The organism is Reyranella sp. CPCC 100927 (assembly GCF_007859315.1).
Classification (GTDB): Bacteria; Pseudomonadota; Alphaproteobacteria; order Reyranellales; family Reyranellaceae; genus Vineibacter.
Genome location: NZ_VOHA01000003.1, coordinates 359,621 through 373,834 on the forward strand (window position 1 = coordinate 359,621; position 14,214 = coordinate 373,834).

The window sequence follows — 14,214 nt, forward strand, 5'->3', positions numbered from 1 at the left end:
GTCACTGCGATTGAACCGCGAGAAACACGATCATTCCTGGGAGCGCGGGCGTCCCGCCCGCTCATGTCGGGCGAAAGCAAAGCTTTCGCCTTGATGCGGGCGGGACGCCCGCGCTCCCAGGGCTCGCTTTGCTCGCAATGACAGCGAAATCGCGATGAGATGTGTGAATGCGACAGCAGGGCGTGTGGGGAGGAAGACTCGTCCATTCGGTGCTATCCTGCAGCGGCGTTGCTTGTGGGGAGCTGGATGAGCGGGGTGACGGTACTGCGATCGCTGGTGTTGGCGCTGGGGGTGTTGCTGGGCGCGGCGACGGGTGACACCGGCCGCGCCGCAGCGCAGGCCAACCCGCCGGCCCCGCCGCCCGGCATGACCCAGCAGCAGTTCGATGCGCTGGTCGATGCGATCAGTGCCGCGGTCGTCAAGAAGCTTACCGAGCAGGGCACGATCCCGCACAAGCCCGGACCGGCTGATGCGACGACACCGGCCAAGCCCGACGACGATAAATTCCGCACCGAATCGCGGATGCTGGCCGACCGTGCGCACACCGTGTTCGCCGCTTTTCCCGACCTGTTTCGCCACTTCGGGGATCTGATCAGCCAGCTCGACCGGCGCGCTGCGGGCGGCACCGGCCCGGGCGGCTTTTTCGTTCTGTTGGCGCTGGCCGTCGTCCTGGGGCTCGGCGCGGAACTTGCGACGCGATGGGCGCTGGTCCGCGCGCATCGCGGCATTTTGCACGGCCATGACAGTGCGCCGGGACCCTGGCGATTGCTGGGACTGGCTGCCGTCGACACGCTGCCGGTCCTGGTGCTGGCCGTGGTGGCGCGCGCCGTCGGCGGCTGGTGGTTCGCCGGCGAGGATGCCCAGGCACGTCTGGCCACGCTCGTGCTGTACGGTCTGGTGGCCTGGCGGTCCTACGTCCTGATCTTTCGCCTGTGGTTCCGCCCCAGCCTGCCCGTGGCGCGCATCGTGCCGGTGAACGACGCCGATGCCCGTCACATCTATTACGCGCTGTCGTTCGTGACGCTGATGTCGGCGACGGCGAAATCATGGACCCTGTTCCTGTACGGCTCCAGCGTGCCGCCCGAGGCGATGTCGGCCGCGGCAGTCATCGCCAATGTCTTCCTCACGGCCGTACACATCGGCGCCGCCTGGTCCGCGCGTGCCGCGGTGGCGCGCTGGTTCGTGGCCATGGTCGAGCACACGCACCACGCGGGCGATCACATCCGCGCGGCGCTGGCGCGACAGTGGTTCATCTTCGCGGTCGCGCTCTTTCTCGCCATTGCCGCCGCCCATCTCTACGAAGTGATCTTCGCGCGCTTCGAGGTATCGCGGGCGGTCGTGCGCAGCCTGGGGATCGTCATTGCCCTGGTGCTGCTGGAGACGCTGTTCGACTATGTGACGCGGCGGTTGGCGAAGCCGGCGAACACCAGCGAAACCGGCACCGTGGAGCCGCGCTTCGTTGACGTTGCCGCCCGCTGCCTGCGCGTTCTCGTCCGCATCGTGGGTTTTGTGGTGATCGCCGAGACCTGGGTGGTGGAAGTGCTGGGGCTGGTGCGTCCCGAAGACATGTGGAAGGCGGCACGGTCCGGCATCACGGCCGGCGCAACCCTGTTCCTGGCCTACGTTGCTTGGGAGATCGTGAAGTTCCTCGCCAACCGCTACGCGGTACGCAACCCGGTCATGACACCCGGCGCCGATCCCGAGGACATGGCAAACGTGGCGCCCAGCAACGTCTCGCGCCTGCGCACGCTGCTGCCGGTGGTGCGGGTCGCGATGGCGGTCATCATCGTGGTGCTGACGGTCCTGGTCGTGTTGTCCGAGCTGGGTGTCAACATTGCACCCCTGATCGCGGGCGCTTCGGTCGTCGGCCTGGCGATTTCGTTCGGCAGCCAGACATTGGTACGCGATGTCGTGTCCGGGATTTTCTATCTCGCCGACGACGCCTTCCGCGTGGGCGAGTATCTCGATGCGGGCAAGGCCAAGGGAACGGTGGAGGGCTTTACCCTGCGTTCCATCCGACTGCGCCACCAGAACGGCCAGGTGCACACCATACCGTTCGGCCAGCTCGGCCAGATCACCAACTTCAGCCGCGACTGGACCACTGTGAAGTTCAACCTGCGCTTCGCGCGCAACACCGATATCGAGAAGGTGCGCAAGGCCGTGAAGAAGATCGGCCTGGAGATGATAGAAGAGCCCGAGTTCAAGCGTGACCTGCTGCAGCCGCTCAAGATGCAGGGGATCGCTGACATCGCCGACAATGCGCTCGTTCTGCGCTTCAAGTTCACCTGTCGCCCGATCAAGCCGACCTACATCCAGCGTCAGGCCGTCAAGCGCATGTTCCAGGCGTTCTCCGCCCTGGGGATCGAGTTCGCCCAGACCATGGTCAACGTCCAGGCGCTGGGCGGCGGCCAAGTCGATCCGGCGGTGCTGGCCGGGGCGGCAGCCCAGGCGCAATCGTCGGTCCAGCCGGCAGCGGCTGGCGGCGCCGGTTCCTGACAGACACGGATGCCCTATCCACCGGAGCGCATCGTCTGCCTGACCGAGGAGACCGTCGAAACGCTGTATCTGCTGGGCGAGCAGGCGCGCATCGTCGGTGTGTCGGGCTATGCCGTGCGCCCGCCGCAGGTACGCCGCGAGAAACCGCGCGTGTCGGCCTTCGTCTCGGCCGATGTGCCCAAGATCGCGGCGCTGAAACCCGACCTTGTTTTGACCTTTTCGGACCTGCAAGCCGACATCGTGCGCGACCTGGTGAAGAGCGGCATCGCCGTGCATGCCTTCAATCAGCGCGACATCGCCGGCATCCTGGCGATGATCCGAACGCTGGGTGCATTGATCGGGTGCGCCGATCGGGCCTCGGCCTTGGTCGATTCGCTGCGGCGCCGCCTCGATGTGGTCGATGCCGCGGCCAGCAGCGCGACCCGTCGACCGCGCGTCTATTTCGAGGAGTGGGACGCACCGATGATCTGCGGCATCCGCTGGGTGTCGGAGCTGATCGATATCGCCGGCGGAACGGACGTGTTCGCCGATCGCGCACGAGCACCAGCCGCTACGGGGCGGATCGTCGGTGCCGAGGAGGTGGTTGCGGCCGTACCCGACGTGATCGTAGGTTCGTGGTGCGGCAAGAAGTTCGTGCCGGCACGGGTTGCCGCGCGACCGGGATTCGATGCCGTGCCGGCGGTGCAACGTGGAGCGCTCTACGAAATCAAGTCACCGATCATCCTGCAGCCTGGTCCGGCGGCGCTGACCGACGGTCTCGACCGGCTGCGGGCGATCATTGCAACGTGCGACTGAACGCAAGGCCCAACCGGGGAGGTGCCCATGCGATATCAGCTGATGACCGCCGCCATATTGGCGGTTCTGACAAGTGGCTGCGCGCAGCCGCAGGAGATCGTGCGCGTCAACGAGATCGAGCGGGTCGGGGATGTCCGCCAGGTTGCGGCAGAGCCGGCCGCGCAGACACGCACGATCGCCTATCAGTTGCCGGGCGGCAGGTCCGGTGGCCCGGCGCCGCGCGTGACGGTGCTGCGCGGCCCGTCCTGCCGGATCGGCAGCCAGGGCGTGGCGAGGACCGCGGCGTTCGCGGTGACGGACCAGGACTATGCCAACGTGTTTCAGGACGAACTTCGGCGCGTCGGCTATCAGGCGCTGGACGCCGTCACTGCGGGTGCCCGCGACGTGCGGGCCGAGTTCGTCATCGCCGCGACGATGGCCAGCGTTCGGATGAACGTCTGCCTGCCGGCAGCAGACCTTGGCGACGTCTATGGCGGCAAGGGCGAGGCGAGCATGACGGTTCGGTTTGAGGTCCATGCCTCGGCGCGCCGGAGCATGGTTTACGCCACGACGCAGGCGGGCTACGCCAAACTGGACGACGTGACCGACGCTGCCGCGCGCGAGTTGCTGCGTGCGGCGTTTGCGCGGGCCGTCCACGGCCTGTTGGCAGACGAAGGCTTCAGGGCGCTGCTGCGAACGCCGGCGCGATGATTTGGCTGGAGCTGTTGCGTTCGAATGAACGCACACGGTTGCTCGATCTCTGCTGTCATCCCGAGCGCAGCGAGGGATCTAGGCACCGTCCCTGGATCCCTCGCTGCGCTCGGGATGACCGCGTGATCGCATTCGAACGCAACAGCTCCGGCCAACTCATCGGGCGCGGAGGGCTTCATTCAGCGTTTTCAGCAGTGATGGTCCTGCCGTGCGCAGGTTCGTGGTGGCATTGTTGATGAAGGCCTGATGCGTCAGGCCGCGCAAGGCGCCGATGATGATGCTGGCCTGGTGATTGCAGTTGATGTCGCGGCGGACCTGGCCCAGCCGCTGCCCCTCGCGCAGATGCCCGACGAACGCTTGCCGGTAGCCTTCGCTGAGAGCGGCCATGTGCGGCCGCAGTTCCGGGATCACGCTCACGGCTTCGACGTAAAGACTGTGCAGCGCCATCGTGGCGACGGGGCTGCTGATGGCTCCGTCCAGATGGGCCGCCGCGCGCGCCAGGACGGCATCCAGGCCGCGCTTGCCCTCGAGGGCCGCCTGGACCCGGACGGCGAACCAGGCATCCATCGAGTCGACCAGCATCGTGAGCAGTCGGACCTTCGTACCGAATCGCTCGGCCGGCAATCCGCGGCTGTAACCGGCGGCGATGCCGATGTCGGCGAGACTCGTGCGGGCAGCGCCATCGCGAGCGATGAGTTTCATCGCAGCGTTGAGAATCCGGCCGTCGGATTCGGCGCGGCGCTCCGTCTGCGATCGCCGCGGCTGGCGTGGTTCGCGCGTCGCACCCCGGGCCGCAGCAACCAGCGGCTCCACCATGTCATACCTCGTACCCGAAAGTGACACTTGCTGGTTTACCAGCAAGGATCTAATTCGGCCACAACAACCTGGGAGGAGAAGATGGGCGGGCATGTCACCCGGCGTGACGTCGTTGCGGGCTCAGTCGCTGCCCTGGCGATGACGGCATGGGCACGGCCATCGGCCGGGCAGGGGCTGCCAGCGGGAACGTTGCGGATGCTGGTCGGTTTTCCAGCCGGCGGCGGATCGGATGTCATGGGACGAATGATCGCCGACAAGCTGCGACAGCGCACCGGCGCCAATATCATTGTCGAGAACAAGGCTGGTGCCAGCGGCATGATCGCGGCGGAGCAGCTCAAGAACGCACCACCGGACGGCACCACCGTGATGTTCACGCCGAGCGCGACGCTGGTGGCGCGGCTGACGTCGGAGTCCGTGGCCTTCGATCCCGTGAAGGACTTCGCCACCACCGGGCTTGTCGGCACTGTTCAGACCGTCTTCGCGGTATCACCGACATTGGGTGTCAGCACGTTCGCGGAGTATCTCGATTGGCTCAAGCGTAACCCGGGACGGGCGAGCTTCGGCACGACGGCGATGGGGTCGTTCACGCATTTCGTCGGCGTGATGCTGGGCAATGCCGCGGGCGTAAAACTCGAGCCCGTGCCGTACCGTGGGGCGGCACCACTGGTCGCCGATCTCAGCGGTGGCCACATCGCTGCGGGCTGCGGCGGACTGACGGACTTCCTGGAGCACCACCGCGCGGGCAAGCTGCGCATCGTCGTCTCGGCGGGCGGTCAGCGCCCGCAGGCGGCACCGGACATCCCGACGGCGCGCGACGTCGGCTACAAGGATATTCTGATCGAGGGCTGGTACACGTTCTTCGTGCCGGCGAAGACGCCCAAGCCGATCGTCGATGCCTGGAACCGCGAGCTGAGCGCCACCGTCAACGACCCCGCGGTCCGTGATCGGCTGGTCACGCTGGGGCTCGATCCCCAGCCGGGTTCACCGGAGGCCTTTGCGCCACGCATCGAGGCGGATCTCGGCCGCTGGAAGCAGATCATCGATGCCATCGGCTACAAGCCGACCTGAGGCGTTCTGTCGGAGGGCAACCGTGACCGAGACCACTATTCTTACCGAGATCAGCGACGGCATCATGACCGTCACGTTGAACCGCCCGGCCAAGCTCAACGCCTATACGCAGCAGATGGGACGTGAGCTGGTCGCGGCATTCCGTCAGGCCGACGCCGATGACGAGGTTCGCGTCGTCATCGTCACGGGCGCCGGCCGCGCCTTCTGCGCCGGTGCCGACATGACGGCCGACAGCGGCTTCTTCGCGAAGGATGGCGAGTCGTCCGATCCGTCGCCCGACGACCGTTTCGTCACCCGCATCTTCGAGTGCCTGAAGCCGGTGATCGCTGCCATCAACGGACCGGCGGTGGGCGTCGGCATCACCCTGGCGCTGCCGATGGACATCCGGATCGCGAGCGAAGGGACGCGCTTCGGCTTCGTCTTCACACGCCGCGGCCTGGTGCCCGAAGCCGGCAGCGCCTGGTTCCTGCCGCGTATCGTCGGCCTGTCACAGGCGCTGCGCTGGGTCTATGCCTGCGCCATGGTCAACGCCGACGAGGCGTTGAAGGCGGGCCTGATCTCGGAAGTGGTGCCGCCCGAGCAACTGCTGGCGCGCGCGACCGCGATTGCGCGCGAGATCGCCGACAACACCTCGCCCGTGGCCACCGCCTTGTCGCGCCAGTTGATGTGGCGCGCTTCGGCGGCCGACCACCCCGACGCGGCCCTGGCGGTCGATGCGACGCTGAACCGGGCGCTGGCAACCTCCCCTGAGGCGAAGGAGGGGATCGCGGCCTTTCTCGAAAAGCGCAAGCCGAAGTTCCCGGGTCGACCCAGTCGGGATCTGCCGCCGCCATATCCCTGGTGGTAATCACAGGGGCGAGGATCGCTATGGGGCAATACGCCAAGACTTTTCCTGTGGCGCCGCGGCATCGCTTCGATACCGCGGCGCTCGATCACTACCTGGCACGTCATCTCGAGGGCTACCGCGGCGAACTCGAGGTCCGGCAGTTCGACAGCGGCCAGTCCAACCCGACATTCCTGTTGTCAGCGGCGATGGCGGGCGGCGATCGCCGCGAATTCGTGCTGCGCAAGAAGCCGCCCGGCAAGCTGCTGCACTCGGCGCACCAGGTCGATCGCGAGTACCGCGTGATCACGGCGCTGGCGGGAACCGGTGTTCCGGTGCCGACAACGCGTCTGTTGTGCACCGACGACAGCGTCATCGGCCAGATGTTCTACGTCATGGACGGCGTCGAGGGGCGGATCTTTACCGACTCGACGCTGCCCGGCATGGATCCCAAGGACCGTACGGCCATCTTCGACTCGATGAACGACGCGCTGGCGCGTCTGCATGCGGTCGACTTCACTGCTGTCGGTTTGTCGGATTACGGCAAACATGGTCAGTACATCGCCCGGCAGCTGTCCCGCTGGAGCCGTCAGTACCAGGAAACCAAGACCGAAGAGATCGCCGCGATGGATCGCCTGATCCCGTGGCTGTCGGCCAACATCCCGCACGAGGATCCGACGTCGATCGTGCACGGTGATTATCGGCTGGGAAACCTGATCGTGCATCCGACCGAGCCGCGCGTCGTGGCAGTGCTCGACTGGGAATTGAGCACGCTGGGCCATCCGCTGTGCGATCTGGCCTACAACTGCATCGGCTACCACTTCGACACGCCGCCGCACGGTTTCGCGGGCGTCGATCCGGCCACCAGCGGCCATCCCACCGAGGCGGCGTACGTGGCGGCCTACTGCGCCCGCACCGGGCGCAGCCATATCGAGCACTGGACCTTCTACCTGGCATTCTCCCTGTTCCGCCTGGCCGCGATTGCCCAGGGCGTCTACAAGCGCCATCTCGACGGCACCGCGGCGTCACCGGATGCCGTGCGCAGTCGTGACGCGGCGCGGCAGCGCGCCGACCTTGCCTGGAGTCTGGTTGCGGGTTCCTGAGCGGGCTGGCCGGCAGCCGTTGGGGCGCGATAGTCTGCGCCTCAACGAAACGGTCGATGTGTTCATGCCTCCAGCCCATATCGCGCTCGCGCTGCTCGTCGCCATCCTGTGGGGTTTCAACTTTGCAGCCATCCGGATCGGGCTGGAGTCGTTTCCACCGCTGCTGCTGACCGGACTGCGGTTTTTCCTGGCCGCCGTGCCGGTGCTGTGGCTGGCGCGGCCGGCCGTGCCGTGGACCCTGATGCTGGCGGTGGCGGGCAGCTGGTACGTGGCTCAGTTCGCGCTGCTGTTCACTGCCATGGCGGCAGGGCTGGCACCCGGCATCGCCGCCGTGCTCGACCACATGCAGGCGCCGTTCACCATCCTGTTTGCGCTCGCCATCGGCGAGCGGCCATCGCGCCAGCAGTTGACGGGCATGTTCGTGGCACTGTGCGGGCTGGGACTGGTCGGCCTGTCGATCGGCGGTGACGTCACGATCGCCGGGTTTGTGTTGGGTGTCGGTGCCGGCGCGAGCTGGGCATTGGGCAATGTGATCTACAAGCGGGTCGGTGCCGTCGATCTGGCGCCCATGATCGCCTGGCTCAGCCTGATCGCCGGTGTGCCGTCGCTGATGCTGAGCATTGTCGTGGAGGGGCCGACGCCCGTCGTTGAGGCCTTCATCACCGCGACATGGGCGAGTTGGGCGGCCTTGGTCTATCTCGTGATCGCCGCCACCCTGGCGGCGTGGTGGATGTGGGGATACCTGCTGACGCGGCATCCGGCATCCGTCGTGGCGCCGTTCGCGTTGCTGATACCGGCCATCAGCGCGGTCGTCTCGTACTTTGCCTTCGGTGAACGGTTCGGGCCGTTGCGGCTCGCCGGCATGATGCTGATCGTCGCTGGGCTGGCTATCGTTGCGCTTCCGCTGCACAATGTATGGAGGAGATGGTCAATGTGGCGCACGCGTGCCGGAGGAGAGTCGTGATCAAGCTTACCCCCTCGAAAACAGTCATCATCGCCGGCGTTCTGAGCGTTCTCGGTGCCTGTGCCGAAACCTATGGCCCCGACATCGGGTCCTTTCCGGTGGCCACCATCAAGGCCGACATGACGACGCTCAATCTCGTTCCGGCTGATTTCGATCGTATCCTCGCGCCCGTACCGGCCTTCTACCGCTGGGCACCGCAGGACGTGCCGGTGGCCCTGGTGATGGGCCCCGGCCTTGATCGTGCCTGCGCGCGCAAGACGTCGGCGCAGTTCGACCAGTCGCTGGCGGCGCTGTCACAGGACAGCGGGATTCGCTTCACGCGCGCGCCAGACCCGGCGCGCGCCAAGGTACTGATCGAGCTGGCAGCCGCGCCGATCGGCGAAAAGGCGTTTCGTGATGCTGCGCCGGCGGGCTTGACGGAGACACTGAAGAACCCGCCGACGGAAGGCGCCAAGCGCTGGGAGGCGTGGCAGCTCTCGGACACCAACAAGAAGACCGTCGAGCGTGCCTACATCTTCGATGGCCGGCACTTCACGGAGAACAGCAACCGCAATCCGCGCCTGAACGCCTGCAAGCCGTTCGATTTTCCGCAGTTCCTGCGCTACGCGTCATGGAAGCTGGAGATTGCACCCCTGAACTGGGGCTTGGAGAAGCAGTACGACGAGGCCCAGCTGACGACCTATGACCGCATGCTGCTGCGCATCGTCAATGCGCCGCCGGTCAGCCCCGGCATGTCCGGTCGTGAAGTCGCCTCCCGCCTGAAGCGCGCGCTGCAGTGAGCCCGGTCTAGCGGCGGCGAAGCCAGCGTTTGCTGGCCTCGTCGCCCTGGATCCTCTCGATCGAGGCCGCGCGTCGGTCGAGTGTGGCTTTGATATCGGCAGCGAGGCGGCGTTCGCTGGCGGCGGCATAGGAATCGGCCGCCGCCAGGACCAGCTTGCCGCGTGCCGTGGGCCGTTCCGCCGGTACGACACCATCCAGCGTGATCTCGCGGTCGGGGATTGCCGTGCGGCTGACGCCGGGCGCGCGGTCATACGGCAACTGGCGCAGCGCGTGGTCCACCAGTTCGATCACGTCGCCGAACCGGTGGCCGTACCAGTTCCACTCGTCCTCGGTGAGATCGAGATCGAAGTAGGGCACGGGCACATTGCTGTCGATGTGCAGCACGGCCGGGCGTGACTCAAGCGGGGCGCGTCCGGCGTCATAGGCCGAGATCGGAATCGCAAACACCCACTTCATCTCTGGCCACCGCAGCTGACGGCGGTGCCGGTTTTCATCGCCGTCCAGCCAGCGGTCGGTACCGTCGTCCGCCTGGACGGCGAACACGCGCGCCATCTGCGATACATACACGTCGCCGGCCTGTGAGCCTGCAATCGGCAACACGAGGTCGTTGTCGGGGTAGCCGTCCATCCCGTAGCCGTAACGGATGCGCAGCGAGCCGACGTTGCCGGCCTCCTGGAAGGCGATGTTCACGCGGATGATGCGCTGCGCGGCCGGGATGGGGCAGTCGCCGACGCGCGGGCTGTGCGCGAGCAGCGTATGGACACCATCGTGGATGTCCTTGCAGGCCTGGCGATAGTGCCGCGGCAAATCGATCAGGCGGAAGTCGATCTCAGCGTCGGTGAAGGCCTGGGCGTTGCGTATGGCGCGCACGACGCGGGCCCGCGACATGTCGAAGTCGAGCAGACCGACCGTCGTTTGCAAGGGGAAGCCCTGCAGGTGCTGCGTGCCGCGTCGCTCCAGGACGGTTGCACCGAACAGTGCCGACCGCGCGATACCCGCCATCAGGGACGATGCTCCGTTGCCGCCGGCTTCCCCGACGCTGCGTGGGTCGGCGATCTCGAAAGCGATCGTGGCGGCATCGGGGAACAGCGCGCGCTCCTCGTCGAACGTCCAGGCCGGCAGGTTGCTGACCAAGGCACCATCGACATGACGCTGGCCGTCGATGCGGCGCGGTTTGAACAGCATCGGCACGGCCATCGACGCCGTCACGGCATCGGCGACCGCCATGTCAGGCGTCGTCTTGTCCGAGAACAGGCGCAGCGTGCCGCGATCGACGTTGGTTGCCACGATCCGCAGCGGGAGGCCGCGGCGGCGGAGGTCGCGGAAGGTGACCGGCTGTCCCGGCGCATTGAGCATGCCCAGGCGCAGCCGCAGAGCCTGGTCGAGCTTGTCGCGCAGACGATCGAGCGAGGCGAGGCCTGAGAGCAGCCGGTACGCCAGCAACAGCAGCAGCAGGATTTCGATGACGGCCGCTGCGATGCCGCACGGCAGGCAGACGCGCGCCCAGTAGCCGGCGCCCATGAAACCACCCACGATCAGCGTGATGGCGATGACGGCGGCCCAACGTCCTGCCGTCAACAGCGGTCGTGCCAGCAGCGTCAGTGCCGCCAGGTCGCGTCTCCGGAACAAATCACGCGCCGTCCGCAGCCCGATGCTGCGCAGCAGGGGACTGGTTCCGGCCATCTCTCCTTCAGTGCTGAAGAGGTCGTCGGACCGATAGCCGGCCGCGACCAAGGCGGCGATCATGGCGCCGGCCGATGTGCCCGCGACACCCTTGATGTTGACGCCCTTGCGTTCCAGGGCGCGCAGGGCGCCGATATGGGCGATGCATCGAGCACCACCGCCCTCGAAGATCAGGAAGACGTCCTTCATGCCGGCGGTTCATCCGGCACGGGCGACGCCATGCCATGCCAGTTTGCCAATGATCTGCCGACCCCCATTCGTATCCCCCAAGGATATTCGGGTGTCTTTTCAGGCGGCTGGCAAGTCTGCCGTCGGCTGGTCTGGGAAGTTGACGTTTACGTAAAGGTAAACTAGGGTCGTTCTCAACGGTGCATGCTGGACGTCGGCTGCGGGGCAGACCATGGTGAGTGTCTTGGCCTGCGGTCGAGAGGGTTCCGCTGTGCTGCCGTTCTGGTGCCCAAGATTAGCTGAGGGAGCGAAAATAAGGTGACCGCGCTCGCGAACCTGTACACCCCCGAGCACGCCATGTTCCGGGAGACCTGCCGTCGTTTCTTCGACAAGGAAGTGAAGCCGCACCACGCGCAGTGGGAAGAAGAGGGCGTCGTGCCGAAGGCGCTCTGGCGCAAGGCGGGTGCCCAGGGCCTTCTATGCATGGATGTCGCCGAGGAAGATGGTGGCGCGGGGGCTGACTGGCTGCACAACGTCATCCTGATCGAGGAGCAGGGTCGGGTGCTGGCGACCGGTCCGGGCTTCTCGCTGCACAACGACATCACGTCGCCCTACATCCGCAACTACGGCACCGACGAACAGAAGAAGCGCTGGCTGCCCAAAATGGTCAGCGGCGAGATGATCACCGCGATCGCCATGACCGAACCGGGGACGGGCTCGGATCTGCAGAGCGTGCGCACCTCGGCGCGCCTGGATGGCAACGAGTATGTGATCAACGGTGCCAAGACATTCATCACCAATGGCCAGAACGCCGACCTGATCATCGTCGTCTGCAAGACCGACCCTGCCGCTGGCGCCAAGGGCACGTCGCTGATCTGCGTCGAGGCCGATCGGGCGGGTTTCAAGCGCGGCCGCAATCTCGAGAAGATCGGGCTGAAGGCTCAGGACACATCAGAGCTGTTCTTCGACAACGTCCGGGTGCCGCCGCAGAACCTGCTGGGTACCGAGGGCATGGGCTTCATCCAGCTCATGCAGCAATTGCCGCAGGAGCGGCTGGTGATCGCCGTCCAGGCGATCGCCGCCATCGAGGCGGCGCTGGAGCACACCATCGCCTACGTGAAGGAGCGCAAGGCGTTCGGCAAGCCGATCATCGATTTCCAGAACACGCGCTTCAAGCTGGCCGAGCTGAAGACCAAGGCGACCGTGGCGCGCATTTTTGTCGACGAGTGCGTGGCCAAGCATCTGCGCGGGGAGCTGGATGTCGCCGGCGCCGCGATGGCCAAGTACTGGATGACCGATCTGCAATGCGAAGTCGTCGACGAGTGCCTGCAGCTGCACGGCGGGTACGGCTACATGTGGGAGTTCCCGATCGCGCGGCTCTATGCCGACGCCCGGGTGCAGAAGATCTACGGCGGCACCAACGAGATCATGAAAGAACTGATCGGCCGCACTTTGTGAGTTGCACGGCACACGACGCGTGTGCACCCGCGTAGTCAAGAGCATGACCGGGCGCGAGCCCGGGCCCCGGATGGGAAGGAGCCAATCATGACCGACGCCTTTATCTATGACGCCGTGCGCACGCCGCGGGGCAAGGGCCGCAAGGACGGGGCCCTGCACGAGGTCACGCCGACCCGGCTCGCCGTCTCGGCGCTGCAGGCAATCCGTGATCGCAACAAGCTGGATACGGCGCTGGTCGACGACGTCGTGCTGGGCTGCGTCATGCCGATCGGCGAGCAGGGCGCCAACATCGCCCGCACCGCCGCCGTGATGGCGGGCTTCGCCGAGACCGTGGCCGGCGTGCAGGTCAACCGCTTCTGCGCCTCGGGCCTGGAAGCCACCAACATGGCGGCGGCGCAGGTGATGTCGGGTCAGTCGCAGGCGGTGATCGGCGGCGGTGTCGAGTCGATGTCGCGGGTACCCATGGGCTCTGACGGCGGTGCGTGGCCGGTCGATCCGGCGGTGGCGATGCCGATGTACTTCGTGCCGCAGGGCATTTCGGCCGACCTGATCGCCACCAAGTACGGCTTCAGCCGTGACGACGTCGATGCCTACGCGGTGGAGTCGCAGAAGCGCGCCAAGAGCGCGTGGGACAAGGGCTACTTCAAGAAGTCCGTCGTGTCGGTCAAGGACCAGAACGGGGTCGAGATCCTGAATCACGACGAATACATGCGGCCGCAGACCACGATGCAGTCGCTGGCCTCGCTGGAGCCGTCGTTCAAGATGCACGGCGAGGTGATGCCGGGCTTCGATGCGGTGGCGATGCAGCGCTATCCCGAGGTCGAGAAGATCACTCACGTGCACCACGCCGGCAACTCGTCGGGCATCGTCGACGGCGCCTCGGCGATCCTGCTGGGCACCAAGGAGTTCGGCGAACGGGCCGGCCTGAAGCCGCGTGCCCGCATCCGGGCCTTCGCTTCCATCGGCTCGGAGCCGACCATCATGCTGACCGGCCCGGCGCCGGCATCGGAGAAGGCGCTGAAGCGTGCCGGCATGTCGGTCAAGGACATCGAGCTCTATGAGCTCAACGAGGCCTTCGCCGCCGTGGTCCTGCGCTACATGCAGAAGCTCGGCATTGAGCACGACAAGATGAACGTCAACGGCGGCGCCATCGCCATGGGCCATCCGCTGGGCGCCACCGGGGCCATGATCCTGGGCACCTTGCTGGACGAGATGGAGCGCCGTGGGCTGGCCACCGGCCTTGCCACGCTGTGCATCGGCGCCGGCATGGGCACCGCCACGATCATCGAGCGGGTTTGAGGTCTTCACCTCTCCCGCAAGCGGGAGAGGTCGGCGCGCGTAAGCGCGACGGGTGAGGGCTTTACGCACGG

Annotated in this window: 12 protein-coding genes; 10 read left to right on the plus strand and 2 right to left on the minus strand. The window is 66.4% G+C overall.

Going from position 1 to position 14,214, the window contains the following annotated elements:
* Positions 1 to 246 precede the first annotated feature (246 nt).
* Genes FQU96_RS11180 through FQU96_RS11190 form a run of 3 tightly spaced genes read left to right on the plus strand, consistent with a single transcriptional unit; the run spans position 247 to position 3,981 of the window.
* Complete coding sequence (locus FQU96_RS11180) at positions 247 to 2,496, plus strand: mechanosensitive ion channel domain-containing protein (RefSeq protein ID WP_178130449.1); 2,250 nt, start codon at positions 247 to 249, stop codon at positions 2,494 to 2,496.
* 9 nt (positions 2,497 to 2,505) lie between these two features.
* Positions 2,506 to 3,291: a cobalamin-binding protein gene (locus FQU96_RS11185; RefSeq protein WP_146541139.1), complete on the plus strand. Its 786-nt coding sequence runs from the start codon at positions 2,506 to 2,508 to the stop codon at positions 3,289 to 3,291.
* A gap of 27 nt (positions 3,292 to 3,318) precedes the next feature.
* Entirely contained in the window at positions 3,319 to 3,981 is a 663-nt protein-coding gene (locus FQU96_RS11190; RefSeq protein WP_146541141.1) for a hypothetical protein, read from the plus strand.
* A gap of 156 nt (positions 3,982 to 4,137) precedes the next feature.
* Here FQU96_RS11190 and FQU96_RS11195 read toward each other — a convergent pair whose 3' ends face one another.
* Positions 4,138 to 4,797: a TetR/AcrR family transcriptional regulator gene (locus tag FQU96_RS11195; RefSeq protein ID WP_178130450.1), complete on the minus strand. Its 660-nt coding sequence runs from the start codon at positions 4,795 to 4,797 to the stop codon at positions 4,138 to 4,140.
* An 81-nt stretch (positions 4,798 to 4,878) separates the two neighbouring features.
* On the opposite strand from FQU96_RS11195, the gene FQU96_RS11200 reads away from it, so the two are divergent.
* The 5 genes from FQU96_RS11200 to FQU96_RS11220 all read left to right on the plus strand — a co-directional run bounded on the left by FQU96_RS11200 (position 4,879) and on the right by FQU96_RS11220 (position 9,534).
* Positions 4,879 to 5,865, plus strand: a complete 987-nt coding sequence (locus FQU96_RS11200; RefSeq protein ID WP_146541145.1) for a tripartite tricarboxylate transporter substrate binding protein — start codon at positions 4,879 to 4,881, stop codon at positions 5,863 to 5,865.
* A 22-nt stretch (positions 5,866 to 5,887) separates the two neighbouring features.
* Entirely contained in the window at positions 5,888 to 6,712 is an 825-nt protein-coding gene (locus FQU96_RS11205) for an enoyl-CoA hydratase-related protein (protein ID WP_178130451.1), read from the plus strand.
* Between the two features lie 20 nt (positions 6,713 to 6,732).
* The gene (locus FQU96_RS11210) at positions 6,733 to 7,791 is read left to right on the plus strand and encodes a phosphotransferase (RefSeq protein ID WP_146541149.1); all 1,059 of its coding nucleotides are present in this window, start codon (positions 6,733 to 6,735) and stop codon (positions 7,789 to 7,791) included.
* A gap of 64 nt (positions 7,792 to 7,855) precedes the next feature.
* Positions 7,856 to 8,755, plus strand: a complete 900-nt coding sequence (locus FQU96_RS11215; RefSeq protein ID WP_178130452.1) for an EamA family transporter — start codon at positions 7,856 to 7,858, stop codon at positions 8,753 to 8,755.
* Complete coding sequence (locus tag FQU96_RS11220) at positions 8,752 to 9,534, plus strand: hypothetical protein (protein ID WP_146541153.1); 783 nt, start codon at positions 8,752 to 8,754, stop codon at positions 9,532 to 9,534. The genes FQU96_RS11215 and FQU96_RS11220 overlap by 4 nt, the downstream gene beginning before the upstream one ends.
* 7 nt (positions 9,535 to 9,541) lie before the next feature.
* Here the strand turns inward: FQU96_RS11220 and FQU96_RS11225 are convergent, their stop codons facing one another.
* Positions 9,542 to 11,407, minus strand: a complete 1,866-nt coding sequence (locus tag FQU96_RS11225; protein ID WP_146541155.1) for a patatin-like phospholipase family protein — start codon at positions 11,405 to 11,407, stop codon at positions 9,542 to 9,544.
* A 297-nt stretch (positions 11,408 to 11,704) separates the two neighbouring features.
* Between FQU96_RS11225 and FQU96_RS11230 the strand changes: the two genes are divergently transcribed.
* Both FQU96_RS11230 and FQU96_RS11235 read left to right on the plus strand, forming a co-directional pair.
* Entirely contained in the window at positions 11,705 to 12,844 is a 1,140-nt protein-coding gene (locus FQU96_RS11230) for an acyl-CoA dehydrogenase family protein (RefSeq protein WP_255467969.1), read from the plus strand.
* 87 nt (positions 12,845 to 12,931) lie between these two features.
* Positions 12,932 to 14,143 carry an acetyl-CoA C-acetyltransferase gene (locus tag FQU96_RS11235; protein WP_146541157.1) on the plus strand — a complete coding sequence of 404 codons (1,212 nt, stop codon included), beginning with the start codon at positions 12,932 to 12,934 and terminating at the stop codon, positions 14,141 to 14,143.
* Positions 14,144 to 14,214 lie beyond the last annotated feature (71 nt).

Excerpts from the sequence above, each read along its gene's own strand:
- FQU96_RS11195 (WP_178130450.1), bottom strand. The coding sequence starts at position 4,797 with ATGGTGGAGCCGCTGGTTGCTGCGGCCCGGGGTGCGACGCGCGAACCA.
- FQU96_RS11210 (WP_146541149.1), top strand. The coding sequence starts at position 6,733 with ATGGGGCAATACGCCAAGACTTTTCCTGTGGCGCCGCGGCATCGCTTC.
- FQU96_RS11225 (WP_146541155.1), bottom strand. The coding sequence starts at position 11,407 with ATGAAGGACGTCTTCCTGATCTTCGAGGGCGGTGGTGCTCGATGCATC.
- FQU96_RS11180 (WP_178130449.1), top strand. The coding sequence starts at position 247 with ATGAGCGGGGTGACGGTACTGCGATCGCTGGTGTTGGCGCTGGGGGTG.
- FQU96_RS11190 (WP_146541141.1), top strand. The coding sequence starts at position 3,319 with ATGCGATATCAGCTGATGACCGCCGCCATATTGGCGGTTCTGACAAGT.
- FQU96_RS11235 (WP_146541157.1), top strand. The coding sequence starts at position 12,932 with ATGACCGACGCCTTTATCTATGACGCCGTGCGCACGCCGCGGGGCAAG.
- FQU96_RS11215 (WP_178130452.1), top strand. The coding sequence starts at position 7,856 with ATGCCTCCAGCCCATATCGCGCTCGCGCTGCTCGTCGCCATCCTGTGG.
- FQU96_RS11185 (WP_146541139.1), top strand. The coding sequence starts at position 2,506 with ATGCCCTATCCACCGGAGCGCATCGTCTGCCTGACCGAGGAGACCGTC.
- FQU96_RS11200 (WP_146541145.1), top strand. The coding sequence starts at position 4,879 with ATGGGCGGGCATGTCACCCGGCGTGACGTCGTTGCGGGCTCAGTCGCT.